We start from the raw sequence: 18,480 nt of genomic DNA, 5'->3' as shown, positions 1-18,480 counted from the left end.
AGTACAAAAATCCCTTATCCATTTGTAAGCAGGCATTTACACAAACTGTCACCTAAAAAAATATACTTATAAAAAAAGAACCGTCTGAAGCTTCAGACGGTTCTTAAAATAGGCAGATAGTAAGACGTAATTATTTTTTAATCACTTTAATCGCCTTAACGGCATCATCTGCAACAACCTTAACTAAGTATGTCCCTCCAGCCAAAGATGACATATCGATTGAAGCCGACATTGCGTTTATAGCTTTAACCATAACTCTTTGCCCTGTAACGCTAAACACCTCTACATTAGAAATAGTTTGCGTATTTTCAATATTCAAAATATCAGTAACCGGGTTCGGATATAATTTTAAATTACTCAAAGCAAAATCTTTTACACCCAAAGTAACAGTAACCGTAACCGCTAAATAAGAAGTACTTCTACAACCTCCTACAGTCTGCATCGCATAGTACACAGTTCCGCTTACCAACTGAGTGCCGGCAGGAATTGCATTCGTTCCTGCTAATGCATCGGCTGATGTTGGGTACCAGATAATATTAGATCCGCTCGCTACCAAATCTTCAATAGTAGCATCAGAAGGAGAAGCAACCGAAATTGTTTGAGTTGAGGAACCTGTTGGCGCCCCTACCACATTTACGGTTACGGAAACAACCAATCTCGGGCTCTCACATCCTGAAATCGTTTGAGTTACATAATAGTTCCCTGAAGATAGAGCAGTAGTTGATGCCAATGCCGATCCCCCTGTTGCGCCAGCGTACCACTGAATTCCGGTACCTGTAGCAGTTAAATTTGAAACTGTCGCTCCATTACAGAAAGTCTGTGCAGAAGCTGTCGGCTGAGCCGTTGTATTTACTGTTACAGAAACTGCTAATCTTGGACTCTCACATCCTGAGATAGTTTGTGTCGCATAATACGTTCCGTTTGATAAAACATCGGTTGACAACAAAGCCGAACCGCCCGTTGAACCAGCATACCATTGAACTCCAGTTCCCGTTGCTGTCAAATTCGCAACCGTGGCACCGTTACATAACGTTTGAGCAGAAGCGGTTGGCTGAGCAGTAGTGTTTACTGTTACAGAAACCGGCAATCTCGGACTCTCACATCCTGTCATCGTTTGCGTTACATAATAAGTTCCTGTTGCCAAAACATCTGTAGAAGCTAAAGCCGAACCACCTGTTGAACCTGCATACCACTGAACGGCTGTTCCTGTTGCGGTTAAATTAGCTACGGTAGCACTGTTACAGAAAGTCTGCGCCGAAGCTGTAGGCTGTGGAATTGCACCAATAGTTACCGAAACCGGCAATCTTGGGCTCTCACATCCTGAAATCGTTTGAGTAACATAATACGTGTTTGTAGATAATGCATCTGTCGACAATAAAGCCGAACCACCTGTTGAACCGGCATACCACTGAATTCCTGTTCCTGTTGCTGTTAAATTTGCAACAGTTGCAGCAGTACAGAATGATTGTGCTGAAGCCGTTGGCTGTGCCGTCGTATTAACCGTTACAGAAACAGCCATCCTCGGACTCTCACATCCTGAAATCGTTTGAGTAACGTAATATGTATTTGTAGATAATGCATCTGTCGACAATAAAGCTGAACCTCCTGTTGCACCAGCATACCACTGAATTCCGGTTCCCGTTGCCATCAAGTTTGCTACTGTTGCAGCATTACAGAACGTTTGTGCTGAAGCAGTCGGTTGAGCTGCAGTAATAATAGTTACAGGAACTCCTAATCTCGGACTTTCGCATCCTGAAATAGTTTGAGTAGCATAGTAAGTCCCGTTTGATAAAGCATCTGTTGGTAACATAGCCGAACCACCCGTTGCTGCAGCATACCATTGGATTCCTGATCCTGTTGCCGTTAAATTCGCAACTGTTGCGGTACTACAGAAAGTATGTGCAGAAGCCCCCGGCTGAGGTGTTGTATTTACGTTTACAGTTATTGGAGCCGTAGTTACCGTACATCCTCCCGCTGAAGTTAAAGTAGCCGTATAGGTTGTAGTTGCCGCTGGCGATACAGAAAGATTGTTCCCTGTTCCCACTACCGCAGTTCCGTCTGACCAAGAGTAATTCGTTATAGCCGATGGTATTCCTGAAACAACTTTCACATTATCAATCAACCAACCATAATAACTATTAGTTGCGTTTGTTGTATATCTGAAACGAATTCTGAATTGCGATGTTAAGGCCGCTGTCGGAATCGCAATGGTTTCATTCTGCCACAAAGCATTGTTTGGTGATGACCCTACTGCAGTAAATGTAGAAGTCCAGTTAGCATAACTTTTTGCCGAAAAACTTACTGCTGAATTAAACAATGTCCCCGTTCCCTGGTAGCTTGATGTAGGGAATGTAGTCCACGTAGTTCCTCCATCTGCCGAATACTGAACATAGCCAAAATCAGTTGCTGTTGTTGAGCCTTCCATTCCGGCAATATGAGAAAACGTCAGATAAGCCTGTGGCAATGCGCTTAAATCAATATTAGCCGCCGAACTTGCATTTACATCGGAAGTAGCGACTGTTGACGTTTTTAAAAGCATCGAAGCCGTTCCGTTAGATGCGTATGTGTTCGACTGCGTAAAACTAACCGTACCTGTTACAGCACTTCCTGTAAAATCAGTTATCCCAGTTTCAAAAGAATTACTGTATGGTGTTGTTTGAGGTACTATACTTGCAGATAAAACAGAAGTACCTCCTGGACAAAGGGTATTTAAAGAAGCCGAAGCAGCGCCAACCAGACCAAATAAAGGCGCATCTTTATATGCAGTCCCCACTTTTAATTTAGTCGTTACCGCATCGGTTGCATATACCTCCCAAGTAACATTCACATTAGCTATTGCAGGAATAGTTGCCGTGAAAACAGATGTTGCTCCTGCCGTTAGTGTTCCGCCCGTCATTGTAATAGGCGTTTGAGCTACTCCATTAAAATAATATTTCAATACAACCGAAGTGATCGCATTCCCTCCTGCAGTGATGTCCGCTGTAACAGTTTTGTTTACTGCAGCACATTGATTACCAGAAGGAGTAATCCCAATAGCATTGATAACCACCGCTGTAAGAGGTGTTCCCGCAAATTCATCAGCACCTAAATCCGGTGTAGTTGCATTTCTTGCATTTCCGTCAAAATCGGTTAAAACAGAAGCAATGTTTGCTCCGCCACTTTCAATTTGCGTAGGAATTGCAGGATTAATGTGCAGATAATTCGGATCTGAACCTACAGTGCTTAAGAAATTCGGATTCTCACTCACAGAAAGACCTTCTGCACCTGCTAATCTGGTTTTAAAAGTATCCAAAAGCAAATCGTTAGCTCCTGCGGCATCCGTATAATAAACAGGGGCATAAAAAAGATTGTTGTTTGATGTCGGGTCATAACCTGTAAGACCACCTCTTCTTATCACAGCTGCCACCCCCGTACCGGTAGCAACACAGTTATTTACAAAAACATTGTTACGAATAACTAACACAGGAGTTGTTCCGCTATTGATGACACTTGCTCCGAAATTAGCTCCGGAACTTGTCCCACTAAGTACAATTGTATTGTTATACAAATTCAAAGTTGGAGTTGGAGACGCTACAGTTATACCATTCACCTGAGTTGGTGTTGTTGCAAAATTTGTAGCTGGAGCAGTTATATTTCCTATAATATTATTATAGGCATTATTAGTCGTTCCACCAGCAAAATACATACCATTTAAAGAAACTGAAGCAGCCGAAGCAGTACTTAATCCGTAGATTTTGTTTTTGAATATATTGTTAGTTGTACCTCCGCCTATAGCAATGGCCTGAATTTTAACTCCCCCTGTAAATGAATAAATAGTATTACCGGAAATCTCATTTAAAGCACCACTATACGGCATTCTGATTCCGTACATCTCACCTGTGCTTGTCGCCGGAAGCGAAAAATCACTTATAGTGTTATTACGGAATGTCCTGTCCCCTGTACTTACAGATATATTATTCCAAATACCATTAATTGGAATAGCATTAGCAGACGACGATGACAAATAACTGATTGTATTATTTGTAAATGTCTCTGTTGCAGAAGCTGAACTAGCATAAAAACCGGCAAAAGTAGTTGTTCCTGTTGCAGATGTCGAACTTAAATTAGTAATGACATTCAAATCAAACGTAGCGTTTGTACACTGAGCGTAGTTAATACCATAGAAACTTCCAGTACCAGTTCTGGAAACCGTATCAATTGTATTACTATTACAATTTAATGTAGCTGCCTGTCCCGCATAAATCGGATTAACAATACCGGTAGTAGTCGTAGTTACTATATTCCTAACAACGTTACTATTTATATTGATTGTATTTGAAGCCGCTCCTGAACCATTGTAAATACCAAAAAATCTTCCTGTACTGGACGCTAATGAAATATTTGCAAACGTATTGTTATTTATATTAGACGCAGTGGCAGCCGAAGGAGAGCAGTTAAAGTAAATCCCCTGAAATTCTCCTGCAACACCGGATCCAGCCAAAACCAGATTTCCAGTTCCGGCATTGTTAGCATAACCTATAGTATTTCCCGTAATCTGTGCATTATCACCAGCTGAATTGCTAAAAGCAATACCATACAAAATCCCGGCACCCGTAAACGTACGAGTCGCCGTTTGATACATTTTGTTGTTTGTTATGATCCAATCTGTATTTCCTGCCGCTGCATAAATCGCAGAACATCCGGAAGACATAAAGTAATCGTACAAATTACAATTAGTAATTGTTATCCCGCTGTTTGCCATCGCTGTAGTTGTAGTCGAACCGATGCTTCCAATTAATTTAGACGGAAGACTTGCTCCGGCAGGACCGACATTACAATACGAAATTGTATTTGCGTCATTTCCGGTAGAAGTACCTGTTCCAAAGAAAATCACACCTCCGGCAACAGTATTGGCCACAGTCGTTGAACCCAACACCGAACAATTCGTGATAGTATTATTTGTTGCATCCGCCAGGAATTTAATAGTACCTGCAGTTGCGGTTGCATTCGTATTTGTAATAGTCAGTGAGCTTGCACCTGTATTCAATCCATTAATAGTGACATAGTCCGCACCATTGAATTGAATCAACTCAGAAGCCACGTTCCCTGAAATTGTTGCCGCAACCCCTGATGCAGGTTTAACAGTAAGGGTATTAACCGTACTGGCATCAGCATTTTGCTGGATGATAATCGGATACGTTTCAGAAGCATACGTTGTATCAAGCAACGAAAAAGTTATTGGTCCTTGCAGACATCTTACATTATAGTCTGATACTGCCGCCGTTAATGTTGGATAATTTCCCCCTGTCCCTACTGTATAAACACCAGTCATAGGAGTCTTTAGGCTTATTGGCGCTGTTGGCGCTGTCGCTGCCATAGGAGGGTTCACATTGAATCCTGCTGCTCCAAGAGAAGGATATACTGACACATTTGGAGTGGCAACATTGTCCTGCGCAACAAAATAGTAATAAACACCATCACCTGCAACACTTCCTGTACCAATGGTAAAATCGTAAGCACCCGTCCCGGCATTATACGTACCTATCGCAGCAGTATAAGCTCCTGAATTTATTCTCCAATAAGCTACCGGTAGGCCGGCACCTGTAGTAGGCACGCCCGATGCATCTGTGAAAGTTGCCGAAATGATTCTTGTCCCTGGAGCACATGATGTATCCGGAGTATGCGTAATTGCAGGCCCTGTCAAATCAAGGACTACCCCAGCAAACTCGTCAGCTCCGATATCCGGAGTAGTTGCATTTCTGGCATTCCCATCAAAATCATCAGTTACCATAGCAATCGGAGCACCACCGCTTTCAATTTGTGTAGGCACAGTAGTATTGATGTGTAAATAAGTTGCATCAGAACCTAATGTACTTACAAAAGTAGGGGTCTCTGTCACCGAGAAAGTATCACGACCTGTAGCTCTGGTTTTAAATGCAGCCAATGTTGCATCTAAATCCGTCACACCTGTTTTTGTATGAATATTAGTACCTGCGAATAAATTATTATTAGATGTTGCATCATAAGGCGATATACCACCTGCCAGTCTCAATACCACGGACACTCCTGTACCTCTGGACGGCAAATTATTGATCATGATATTGTTTCGCAATGTTAGCGGACCAGCAGTATATAATACACTCGACCCGAAATTAGTTCCTGAATTTGAACCGTTCAACACAATGGTATTATTGTAAAGATTCATAGGCATCCCCCACGAATTAATACCAATTACTATATGAGGTTCGCCTCCACCGTCAGTCGCTATTGGCGCAGTCAAATCACCTATAATATTATTATAAATATTATAGGTTCCACCACCTGTAATAGCAAAACCAATTACACCAGATGCAGCTCCTGGACCATTTAATCCATATACTTTGTTATTGTAAACATTATTAGTCGTCCCTGCTGACAAACTAATCCCGTTGATTCCACTGCCACCTCCTTTATTCGGCCCGGCAATTGTACTGATTGTATTCCCTGAAATAGTATTAAGAGCACCCGCGTTAGCCATTTGGATTCCGTGAATAGTAATCCCTGTTGACGACGCCGGAACAGTGATATTACTCACAATATTATTTTGAATAGTCTTATTTGCAGTACCCGTTCCTGTTTTAATACCATGTATCGTCTGAACAGTTGTTCCTGTTGTAGAAGAAGTCAAACCTGTAACCGTATTATTGGTCACTGTCTCTGTCATAGAGGTAGTCGACGAATAAATCCCCGCAAAGGCTGATGCATTATTAGTACTAGTTGAAGATAAATTTGTAATTGCATTAGCATTAACCGTCACATTCGTTGCCGCACCATAATTGATACCATAAAAAATTCCGTTACCAGATCTCGAAAGATTATCAATTCTGTTTCTGTTACAGTTAAGTGTGGTAGCAGCTCCTGCTAAAATACCATAAAAATTACCCGTACTGGCACCAACAGTAAAATTGCTGATTACATTATCTTCAATATTAACTGTATTGGAAGATGCTCCCGTACTACTGTTAATTCCATAATTAGCTCCACTTGTCGTAGTTGTTACAGCTATGTTAGAAATCGTATTGCCACTAATATATGTTGGACCGGACGCAGTCGAAGACGTAGCAAAAGTAATACCGCTAAAAGCAGCTGCTACACCCCCAGGAGTAATTGACAAAGTTCCACTCCCTGCACTATTTGCATATCCAATGGTATTCCCGGTGATACGTAGATTATTACCATAAGTACCATTTACAAAATAAATACCATACATTGTATAACCAGACGTAAACGAGCGCGCACCCGTTTGGTAAATTTTATTGTTTGTAATATTCCATGCAGAACTTCCCGTCGTAGCATAAATCGCCGCACTATAGTTAGTTGCTATAAAAAAATCGTACAAATTACAATCACTGATTGTTATCTCACTGTTACAAGCCGCTTCACTGGTAGTTAAACCAGATGAATAAATCAGTTTCACAGGAAGATTTGCTCCTGCCGGACCAATGTTGCAGTATGAAATTGTGTTCCCATCATTACCTGTGGTAGTTCCGGCACCAAAATAAACAACCCCCCCAGCGGTTCCAGTATTAGTTGTACTTGAACCCAATATGGAACAATTGGTTATTGTATTATTGGTTGCATCCGCCATGAACGCAATGGTAGAGGTATTGGCGGTAGCAGCCGTACTTGTATTGGAAATTGTCAATGCATTTCCACCTGAATTCAATCCGTTAATGGCGACATTGTCTGCCCCGTTGAACCGAATCAGCTCAGAAGCCAAGTTACCGGAAATAGTCCATGACCCACCGGTTGGACTAATCGTTAAGGACGACCAATCCCCTGCTCCAAGTGAAGCAACTGCAGTTTCGGTCGTATTCCCGGAAATAGCAATATTGATATTCGCTCCGGTTTGCAAAGTTCCAATAGCTGTGAACGCGGCACCCAAAGTAGTATAAGGTCCGTCACCAGTCACTGCGCCAGAAACCGTAACCTGTCCCCGAACATTTGAAACTCCAAAAAAAACGAACAAAAGCAGCACGAGCAGCTTTTGCATCTTCATCAGAAGCCCGGATGATGGCTCATCCAGCCCTTTAATGTATTTTTTCTTCATAAATTAAAATTTTTTTATTAATAGTTGGTCACGAATCTACACAGAATTAACCTTGTAAAAAATTTTATTTCCCTCAAAACAAACATTGTATCCCAGTAATAACAATATTTTAAAAAACCCATTATTTTTTAACAACATAAAAAACAATGAAAAACAAAAAGCCTTCATTTGATATCAAAACATCAAAAACCTATCACCATCACTGAGAATACCATTATAAAACCAAATTTTAAAAACAACAGAAATAAAAAAAGCCGTCTTTTCAGACAGCCCCTTTTTAACCCAAATTAAAAAACTACTTCTCAATTATTTTTAATGTTTTAACCACTACGCGATTTATTTTCAAAATAATAGCCAACAGTCAAGACACAACCTTATCTAAATCAATAAAAAACAGCTTCTTTTGAAAAAAAGCGATCCTTAAAATAAGACACATTCGATTAGATTCGAATTCGTATAAAGAAAAACAATCAGCAGAAAGCCATAATTCCCCGCAGCAGATTAATCTGATTGACGGCACGGTAGAGATTATGATCTTTGTAAGAAATTTGATAGTAGGTATCTCCGTTTAAGTAGTCGGTCAAAAAACGGATTGCCTGAATAAACACGACCACTTTAGCCGCATAATCTAAATTTTCTTTTTCTATAGGTGTAAGGACATTATCCAAAAAATACAGAAACCCTTTTTTGGTAGCCATAAACAGTTCAGGATCAAAATTGCAACTTTCAGAGATTGCACTTTCATCCGCCAAATTGGTATAGGATCGGATCATATCTCCAAAATCATACAGCAATGTCCCTTCCATAACGGTATCCAGATCAATAACCGCAATAGCTTTATGTGTAGTCTCATGAAAAAGAACGTTGCTTATTTTCGGATCGGCGTGAATGATTCTTTTGGGAAACTGCTGATTTTGCTGTAACGCTATCCAAGCATTGGGCAATCCAAGATGCTCATTAACAAACTGTATGACGGAAGCCGCAGCCGTTCTTCGTTCCTCCGATGCACGCTCAAGAGCACCTTTGTAATCAAGAATCCGTTTCTCGAAATTTATAAAATCCGGCAACACCGGCTGAAGTTTAATTTTTAACGAATCAGTGTTCACTGCTTTATAAAACCGACTGAAAGCTTTAGCTGCTTCAAATGCAAAAGCGGGAGTACCGGCTTTGTCCAAAGTCACACTGTTCTTTATATAGGTAAACATTCTCCATGGAGAACCTTCTTCATCAAAAATTAACACCTCTTCTTCTTCTTTTGTGGTTAGTATCGAACTGACTTCTAACGGATAGTCCGATTGCTGCAAAAAATCTATTACACTTGCGGTATTATGCGACAAAACCGTCGCATCCGGAAAGACGGCTGTATTTATTTTTTGAAGAATATAATCCTGATTCGTATGTAAATCCGTAACAAGATAGGTTGCATTGATCAGTCCGACTTCTATTTCGGAAATCTCAATAGCTTCCAAAGGGACCGAAAGGAATTTCGCGGCGATTTGCTGAAGGTTTTCCATATTACCAAAGCGATTTCGGATACTTGCTTTTTTTTATTTCACTTAGAAGAAACGCCTGTAGAACCTCCTTGTCTTCAGGATAGGTCAATCCCATCCACTCTGATTCGGATTGATGAACCGTAACTCTTATTGACTGATCGTCTATTAACTGCTGAATTACGGTCGGAATATAAAATTCAGCCTTTGAGAGATCTCCCTTTTGAAGAAAACGCAAAAATCCGGTCTGCAGAAAATCAAAAACGGACGGATGAAAACACCAAAAATTCATGGAAACCAAGGTGTTTTCTGCCAATACCACACTTCCTTGCGGCGTTTCCGACACTATTGCGGAATCTTCTCTTGCGATATGCGTATGTTCGACAACGGCAACCAAATGGCATTGGTCATCCAACGTACAAACTCCACGGGAAACCGGGCCGTTATCACTCAAAGTAGTATTTACAGGGAAACCGATCATTTCATACTGATCTTCTTTTATCACATCAGCGTTAATCGACTCCTGGATTTCAAAATACGATTCACGTCCGTAAAAATCATCCGCATTAATTACCACAAAAGGCTCATTCACTACGGATCTGGCGGTCAAAATTGCGTGCCCCGTTCCCCAAGGTTTGCTTCGCTCCTTTGCAGCAGCAACGAATTCATCCGGTAAAAACCCATTCATTTCCTGATGAACAAAATGCATTTCAACCTCCTTTTTTGTCCCAATTTGTTCCAACCGTTCGATATACTCCCTAGAAATATTCGGATTCACGATTAAAACAAATTTGTCAAATCCGGCTTCAATAGCATCGAAGATCGAAAACTCAAGCAAGGTTTCACCGGCAGGCAGCAAAGCATCGGTTTGTTTCAGGCCCTGATATCGGGAACCTAATCCTCCGGCCAGAATGACAATGGTCTTATGAGATTCAGAATGCTCCATCAAAGCCAAAAACAGGTTTACGCGTTTCCCAGGCGCCTTTTGTAAAATCAGGTATTTCCTGAACTGCGCCGTTGTTCTGAACAGACATTTCACTCAAAGGCGTAATGGAATACCAGGTAGCCAGATCATACACATCCAACGGGAATTCCACATTTCGTTTTATGCATTCGATAAAGGTATTATCGACGAAGAAATCCATTCCGCCATGCCCTGAATTTTCTGCATCTTTTGAATAACGTTTCCAAAGCGGATGATCGTTTTCCGTAAGCCATTTTTCAGTAGTCTCCCATTCATGGGATTTCTTCATGGCCTTCTCAAAATAAATAAAGCCTTTGTTCAGTTCGCCGGCCCCGAAATCCTGCCACAAACCTTCTGTTCCCTGCACACGGAACCCTAAATTATAAGGCCGTTGCAGACTGGTATCATGGGTCAGCAAAATAGTCTCCCCATTAGCGCATTGTATCTGAGTGGTAACAATATCGCCTTGTTTGAATTTCACTTTGGCATTCGGATGGTCCTTACCTCCTTGCGGATGTTCGCTTATGTATTTATTCAGTCCTCTTGCCTTACTTGAAAACGAAGACAATCTTAGCAATCGGTTACCTCTGTTGATATCAAACATTACAGCCACGGGACCTAAGCCGTGCGTCGGATAGAGTTCGCCGTTTCTGTTTACGTAATGATTAGTTCTCCATTTGGCTTCGCTATATCCTTTTTCGCCAAACTCTACACCTGAATGATACGCAGTTTTCCCGTCGTTAAATAAGACGCCCCGCAAATCATGCTCGTATCCTCCCTGACCATGAATCAATTCGCCAAACATTCCTTTGCGTACCATGTTCAGCACCGCCATTACATCACGACGGTAACAGACATTTTCCAGCATCATTATGGGCACTTTGGTTTCTTCGTATGCTTTTACATAATCCCAACAATCGGACAATTTCATTGCGCCACAGACCTCCATTCCAACAATCTTCCCAGCTCTCATGGCATCAATACCCTGCTCTTTATGCCACTCCCAAGGCGAGGAAATAATGACAGCATCAATATTTTTATCTTTCAGCAGATTGCGGTAATCGTAATTGCCGTTAGGGAATTCTTTAGGTGCTTTTTTGTTGTATTTCGCGACCAGTTTTTGCGCCATTTCCAACATCGCTTTATCCGGATCGGCAATCGCCACGATTTCCACGTCGTCGCGTTTTAGCATTTCCTGCATGTGCGCCTGACCACGGAGACCGGTTGCTATAAATCCCAAGCGGACTTTCTTACTGATTTTTTCATCCGAAGCAAACAGGGAATTGGGCAGGATCAAAGCCCCGAAGCCCGCAAGTGCTGTTGTTTTTATAAAATCACGACGATTGGAATTCTGATTCATAGCAGACTGATTTAGCTTCACTAAAATACTGCTTTTTAGGCGATTATTTCGACTAATGCGTGATTAATTATACTTAATGCCATTATCAAAAACAACATTGTTAACAACATTACTATTTTAATACAACAAAAAAAGGGCTGTCTTTACGGACAGCCCTTTTGTAGTATAAGAAATTAAATTCTTAGTTTTTAATCACTTTTACAGTCTTAACAGCATCGTCAGCGGTAACTTTAATTAAATAAGCACCACCTGCTAAACCTGACATATCTATCGTTGTTGAAACTGCATTTACAACTTTAACCATAACTAGTTGTCCCGTAACACTGTAGATCTCAATACCGGAAATGGCTTGTCCATTTTCAATATTTAAAACATCAGTCACTGGATTTGGATATAATTTCAAGTTATTTAAACTAAAATCTTTAACACCTAAAGTTACAGTAACCGTAACAGCTAAGGAAGAAGAACTTGTACAACCTCCTACAGTTTGCGTTGCATAGTAAATAGAACCGCTAACTAATTGTGTTCCGGCTGCAATCGCATTAGTTCCGGCTGCTGCATCTGCTGCCGTCGGATACCAGATAATATTTGATCCAGAAACTACGATATCCTCAATTGTAGCATCTGAAGCAACAGGTACAGAAATGGTTTGTGTTGCAGCACCTGTTGGAGCGCCTACAACATTTACAGTCACTGATACTGCTAATCTCGGACTTTCACATCCTGAGATCGTTTGCGTCACATAGTAGGTTCCTGTAGCCAAAACATCTGTTGATACTAAAGCCGGACCACCTACTGGACCTGCATACCATTGAACTGCTGTTCCCGTTGCTGCTAAATTGGCTACGGTCGCTGAGTTACAGAAAGTCTGAGATGAAGCAGTTGGAGCTGCCGTCTGATTAACCACAATTGAACCGGTAGCTGTAGCTGTACCACAACCCACAGGAGTAACTGTATAATTAAAAGTACCTGAAACAGTCGGAGTACCACTTATGGTAAATACGCCCGCAGCATAAGACCCGGTTACACCGGCTGGTAATCCAGTTACTGTAGCATTAGTTGCATTTCCTGTCGTGTAAACTATGTTAACAATAGCACTATTGAAGCATATTGTTTGCGCATTTGTACCCACAGCTGAACTTAAAACCACAGTACGATTAGGAGTAACCGTAACGTTAACGTTAGCTGAACTAGTACATGTCGTTGCTGCAGTAGCTGTTGCAGTGTATGACGTAGCACCTGCCGTGTTCGATTTAAAATAAACTGTAGAAGCATTTGTTCCTGTATAAGGCACAGTTCCGGCAGCATCTGTATACAAATCGGTAGTTGGTGACCACGTTATTGGGTTTACAACACTACTAGACCAGTCGAACGTAGTGTTTAACCTCTTTACACTTAAAGTTCCTGTCGGATTAGATGCCACATAAGCATTAGAACTTGCAAATGTTGTCGACGTTACCGATGTTACCGTTTTATTATCCGGTGTTGCAGTATAGTAAGTACTTGAATTATTAGTAGAATCAGCTCCCGTACTTCTAACGTCTACAATAATGTTTGAAGTTCCATCCCAAACATACGGAGTATTGAACGTGATAGTGTTAACTCCTAATTGTTGCGTATAGGTAGCTGCTGCAAACACTTCAGATATACCTGCTGTTACATAACCGGTTAACGTACTTAAACCTGTACTACCCATGTAAACTCTGTAATCCGAAACCGTGGTTGCAGAACCAATTGTAGTAATATTAAACTTAATACCGTTGATATTTCCTGCCTGTACACCTGCTGCATTTAATTCTGCTGCAGTAAATACCATCTGCATCCAATAATGCTCGTATCTGTTATTGAAAGCTGTCGGTTCTATCCCGTTTTGAGTGGTTACCGTTGTATCGGAACCAATCGTTGTAGAACCTGAACCTCCAGTGGTACCTCCGGTCGCAGTCAAGGCCTGCACTACTCCCTGACAAACTGTAGCAGGACTAGGAGAAATAGTAACAAGAGCCGGTAACTGATTCACAGTCACAGTCACAGTCGCTGAAGTCGTACATAAGCTACCTGCACTTTGTGAAGCTGTTAAAGTATAGGTTGTAGTTGCACTCGGATTAAAAATCCATCCTGAACCAGCATTACCTGAAACCCCAGTGGCCGGTGACCAAACATAAGTATCATAATCTGCTGCTCCTGTCGCAATCGTAATTGCCGGTGATGAAGCCCCTGCACAAATTGCAGTCGTACCCGTACTCAATGCAAAAGTCGGAGGTGTTGAAACCGTAGCGGCAACAGCGATTCTAGGTGATGAACACGCCACCTGAGCACCAAACATTACATTAAGTCTGTTTACTGAAGTTGACCCAGCAGTCGTTGTTCCTGTATAACTGTTTACCCAAAGCACTTTATTGTCTGCTGTGGCAGTATAATAGGTTTGAGAATTGTTTATGTTATCTGCACCATCGTGCGTCACATTGATCACGATATTAGAAACACCATCCCATACGAAAGGAGTTGCAAACGTGATGGTCTGCCATCCTGATGCCGTATGTGTATAAGTTGCCGGACCGTAAACAGTAGTATAAGCGGTGGTAGACAAGAATGTAGTATTTGCAAAATTAGCACCAGCTGTTGTACCGATCTTAATCGTAAAATTCGCATTGGTAGCAGCATCACCCAAAGTACTGATATTGTAAGCCATAGAGGTAATATTACCCGGTTTGATGCCGGCAGCAGTCAATTCCGCCGCTGTATAAATCGTTTGGCTCCAGTAATTTGGCCATCTGTTACAAAATGCCGTTGGCTGAGCTGTTGCTCCTGTCAAGGTTGTAGCCGTGCCTATGGTTGCTGTTCCAGGTGTAGGACTTTCAGCCCCAACATAATAAGTAGTAGTACTCGCGATAGAAGGCGTAGTATAGGTAGGACCTGTAGCTAGCAACGTTCCTCCGGTAGCCGCATCATACCAATTAATTGTACCCGAAGATGCAGTCGCTGCTAAATTAACAGTTCCAGCTCCACATCTTGTTGCAGGAGTAGTACCTGTTATATTGTTTGTGAATGTAATCTGTACCGGCGTCGAAGTTCCTGAAACAGGACCGGCGCTACAAGTAACCACACATTGGTAATAAGTAACAGCGGTTGGTGTAGCCACATAAGTAGTAGCAGTTGCTGTTGGAATATTAGTATAGGTTACACCATCTGGAGAACTTTGCCATTGATAAGTTACTCCGGAACCTGCAGGAATTGTAGTAATCCCTAAAGTGGTAGAACCACCTAAACAAACTGTCATAGCAGTAGCTGTTGTAGCTCCGGGAGCTGGTGTTCCCGAACAAGCGTTTGAAACCGCATAAGCCAAATAACCTGTATAACTTCCTGAAGCCAATGGCAAATTAGAAGTGATGGTATTTGGAGTACCTGCAGCATAAATAGCGGTAGAACCAAATGCACTTGTATAGATTCCGGCTGCGCTTGGCGCCTGTACCGGTATGTTTAATGCAGCAATTGCGGCATCTCCCAGTCTCACGTTTACATTTGTAACGGTTCCGCTTACTATCGGCGCTTCCCATCTTTTTGAAGACAATGACGCAATGGAAGCATCAACTGTCCCTGCATTTGTATCAAAAGCTTCTGCTTTCATAACAGTTACAGCTGTAGTAGCCGGTGCTAAAGAAACAGGATTATAAGCCGTTTTTCCTACCGGATATAAAATATAGTTTGAATTTGCATTTCCTGAAGCAATTGTTCTTGCAAATGGCCCGTTCACATAAGCCGTTGCAGAAGCTCCTGTCAACGTACCCGCTGCAGCAGCTGTACCTAATGACAACACATTACCCGCACTTGTTGTAATAATCCCCGAAGTCATTGTCAATGCTGATCCAACTTCTAAATTACCACCTGTTAGGGTAAGTCCGTTCGAATTGGCAACAGTCATGTTTGTTACCGTTCTTGTAGGCGGTACTTCAAATCCGGAAGTACGGGACACACTTTCTCCCAGATACGACAACGAATAGGTTCCCGTTCCAAGATTCCAAACCGGAGACTGATCAAAAGCTCCCCCCGGAGTTAATAGGCCAGCTTTTCCTATTTGAGCAGTTGCAGCCACAGCTGCTCCAGTACCCATAGCAAGTTTGTTACTATTAGTAATAGTCCCCGAAATTAAACTTATATTCAACACGGGTATCTGATTCGTATGAGTAATCGTCAAACCTGCTGGATTTTCTAAGGTAAAACTGTAAAAGCTACCAGCATTAAGCATAACACCTGTACCAGCTAAAGTTTGCGGCACACTACCATCAAAAATCAATTTTGCAGCAGCATTTCCACCTCCCATACTACCATTATTAGTAAGGACAGCTCCTCTTTGTCTAAGTGTTCCTAAACTCAAATTCATACCACCACCTGAATTTATGGTAGTTGCACCATTTACTATCACAACACCCGTAGTAGCTGTAGTAGCAACCTCAACATAACCGCCATTTATCACCAAATTACCGTTAATGGTCAAAGTTCCGGTCGTGATAGGTCTAAATTTAGGTCCAGAATCTGTTCCAAAATTATAATTCGTACTATTAACGATAAGGTTTCCTTGAATTGTAGGCGTTCCAGATGCAAAGAGCACAAATGAAGATGCTGCTGTCATCGCACCATTATACACCATATTACCCAAAACCGTTGAACCGGTCGTTACGCCTGTTCCTGTAGTACCACCTGTTAAAGTAGCTGTAGCCGATACTCCCCACGTAGCCGTTGGGATATATGCATTTGTAGTTGTATAACCCGAATGCGTATAATTACTTCCGTTAGCAAATACTAAAGAGGCCGCATTTCCTGTAATACACCCTGTGGTTCCAAGAATACCATTAGTAATCACACCTGTAGCAGATACTGTGAAAACAGTCCCCGTACCTCCGGTAGTCACAATATTATTTGAAGTACTTCCGCCTGCAGTATAAGTCCCTGCTATCAGACCCGTATTTCCAGCCCCTGAAAAAGCAAAAGCAACTGCATTTGCTGCATGATTTAAAATCAAAGTACTTCCTGCTTCAATAAGAAAATCATCGCCCGTTCCACCTATTAAAGTGATTGTTCGTGTAGTGGTTGCACTAGACTGCAATGTACAGGCTGTATTATTGGTTACCTTAAATTGTCCGATTGAAAAAGAAGCAACATCCACCGATATGGTGGTTGCTCCACCCGGTGTGGTCCCATCCCCATCCACAATCAAAATATCAGAAGTGTCTGATGTCACTCTTGTAGAACCTGTACCATCGGCAGCCGTATTCCAATTCGCTGCAGTACCAAGAGTACCTCCAGTAGTTCCAACCCAATAATAGGTTATACCCGCCAATGTTGCTTGTGAACCCGTGATACCTGTACTTGGCGTAGCCGCTTCCGCGGTAGATTGGATCTTATAATAGTAAGTTGTTACGGGAGATAAACCGGTCTGAGCCAAGTTATATGCTGTACCCGTAGTACCTATTGAAGTAGAATTTACTATTGCAGTTACGACATTTTGCGAAAATGCTGCATCTGTAGCCCGCGTTACAATAAAGTACGTTTCATCCGTACTGCTATCCACCCAATTAGGCGTAATTGTAGTTGCCGTGACAGCCGTAAATGTTAAATTTGTAGGGTCCGCAGGAGTAACATAGTACGGCGTAAAACGATACATCCTTCTCGAACCGTCAGTTGTTGAATGAAGATTTGGTATATTAGCACTATTTGTATAAGTATTCGTATTGAATGTAGCGCCATTACTAACCGTATTTGTAGAAGTCGTAATAGATGCAGTAGTATTCACCACTGTTCCTACGGAAAATCCGGAGTAAATTGCAGCACTCCCGATTGTACTTGCATTTTTATACATAGATCCGTAAACATATTCAATTACCCCTGTAGTTTCGTACAACCTAACCTGATAGGTCCCATCATTAGAGCCCGGAGAACCAACATACGTCAATGACATGTTATTAAATTCCACAACCAAACATCTGTTAGGTGCAGTACCTACCACCTTATAATGTACTTTTCCATTACTTCCTGTTCTTAAGTCGGCTGCAAATGCACCTATCCTGGGCGTAGTTGTACTTCCTCCGGATAAAACATAGGTAGCTGTTCCGACTGCACTGCTCCCTAATTGGATCACCCCATTGCTGCTGGCGGAAAATTGGGTATAGGAACTACCATACATGTTAAAGTTGAACCCCATGTTAGTGACTGAAGAGGACGAATTATCCAAATCTGCACCAACCAGCTGTGTGGTCCCCGAGGACATGTCAATGGCATTTCCATTAGCATCCAAAACCAACGAACTAGTCGTATTCGTTGTAAAAGCATAATTGGCAGTAGATTGTGCCCACGATAGCTGACCTATAGCCAACATCATAAACATCATCAATACCGTGCTCTTTAAGTTACCAAACAAAGAAGCGAAAGCCGACCTAAAACGGTCTTTTGCATTAACTTCAAAATCTGGATCGAAATTACTTCCGACATTTTTCGAATTGTAAAAATTCACCATATAATAAAGATTTGTTAATAATCTCCAAATATATGTATTACTTACGCCGAAAAAACACAACGCGTTCACAAAGTGTTGTATTTTCACAAA

Annotated in this window: 5 protein-coding genes; all 5 read right to left on the bottom strand. The window is 41.7% G+C overall.

All coding sequences use genetic code 11. The features are described 5' to 3' along the window. Positions 1-130: 130 nt before the first annotated feature. The gene (locus tag AC3E9U_RS09905; RefSeq protein WP_488746759.1) at positions 131-8,068 is read right to left on the bottom strand and encodes an Ig-like domain-containing protein; all 7,938 of its coding nucleotides are present in this window, start codon (positions 8,066-8,068) and stop codon (positions 131-133) included. Between the two features lie 470 nt (positions 8,069-8,538). Beyond that, positions 8,539-9,582 (bottom strand): phosphotransferase enzyme family protein, encoded by a 1,044-nt coding sequence (locus AC3E9U_RS09900; RefSeq protein WP_488746758.1) that lies wholly within the window; start codon positions 9,580-9,582, stop codon positions 8,539-8,541. Position 9,583: 1 nt separating this feature from the next. Continuing rightward, positions 9,584-10,504, bottom strand: coding sequence for a nucleotidyltransferase family protein (locus AC3E9U_RS09895; RefSeq protein WP_488746757.1), 921 nt, complete (start codon positions 10,502-10,504; stop codon positions 9,584-9,586). Further along, positions 10,491-11,882, bottom strand: coding sequence for a Gfo/Idh/MocA family protein (locus tag AC3E9U_RS09890; RefSeq protein WP_488746756.1), 1,392 nt, complete (start codon positions 11,880-11,882; stop codon positions 10,491-10,493). Before AC3E9U_RS09890 ends, AC3E9U_RS09895 begins: the two co-directional genes overlap by 14 nt. A 181-nt stretch (positions 11,883-12,063) precedes the next feature. Beyond that, positions 12,064-18,390, bottom strand: coding sequence for a T9SS type A sorting domain-containing protein (locus tag AC3E9U_RS09885; RefSeq protein WP_488746755.1), 6,327 nt, complete (start codon positions 18,388-18,390; stop codon positions 12,064-12,066). Positions 18,391-18,480: the final 90 nt, after the last annotated feature.

The sequence above is a fragment of the Flavobacterium sp. 21.1 genome (genome assembly GCF_057801535.1).
Note: the sequence above shows the minus strand (reverse complement) of the source record. Positions and strands in the feature narration are given on the sequence as shown.

Excerpts from the sequence above, each read along its gene's own strand:
- AC3E9U_RS09900 (WP_488746758.1), bottom strand. The coding sequence starts at position 9,582 with ATGGAAAACCTTCAGCAAATCGCCGCGAAATTCCTTTCGGTCCCTTTG.
- AC3E9U_RS09895 (WP_488746757.1), bottom strand. The coding sequence starts at position 10,504 with ATGGAGCATTCTGAATCTCATAAGACCATTGTCATTCTGGCCGGAGGA.
- AC3E9U_RS09905 (WP_488746759.1), bottom strand. The coding sequence starts at position 8,068 with ATGAAGAAAAAATACATTAAAGGGCTGGATGAGCCATCATCCGGGCTT.
- AC3E9U_RS09885 (WP_488746755.1), bottom strand. The coding sequence starts at position 18,390 with ATGGTGAATTTTTACAATTCGAAAAATGTCGGAAGTAATTTCGATCCA.
- AC3E9U_RS09890 (WP_488746756.1), bottom strand. The coding sequence starts at position 11,882 with ATGAATCAGAATTCCAATCGTCGTGATTTTATAAAAACAACAGCACTT.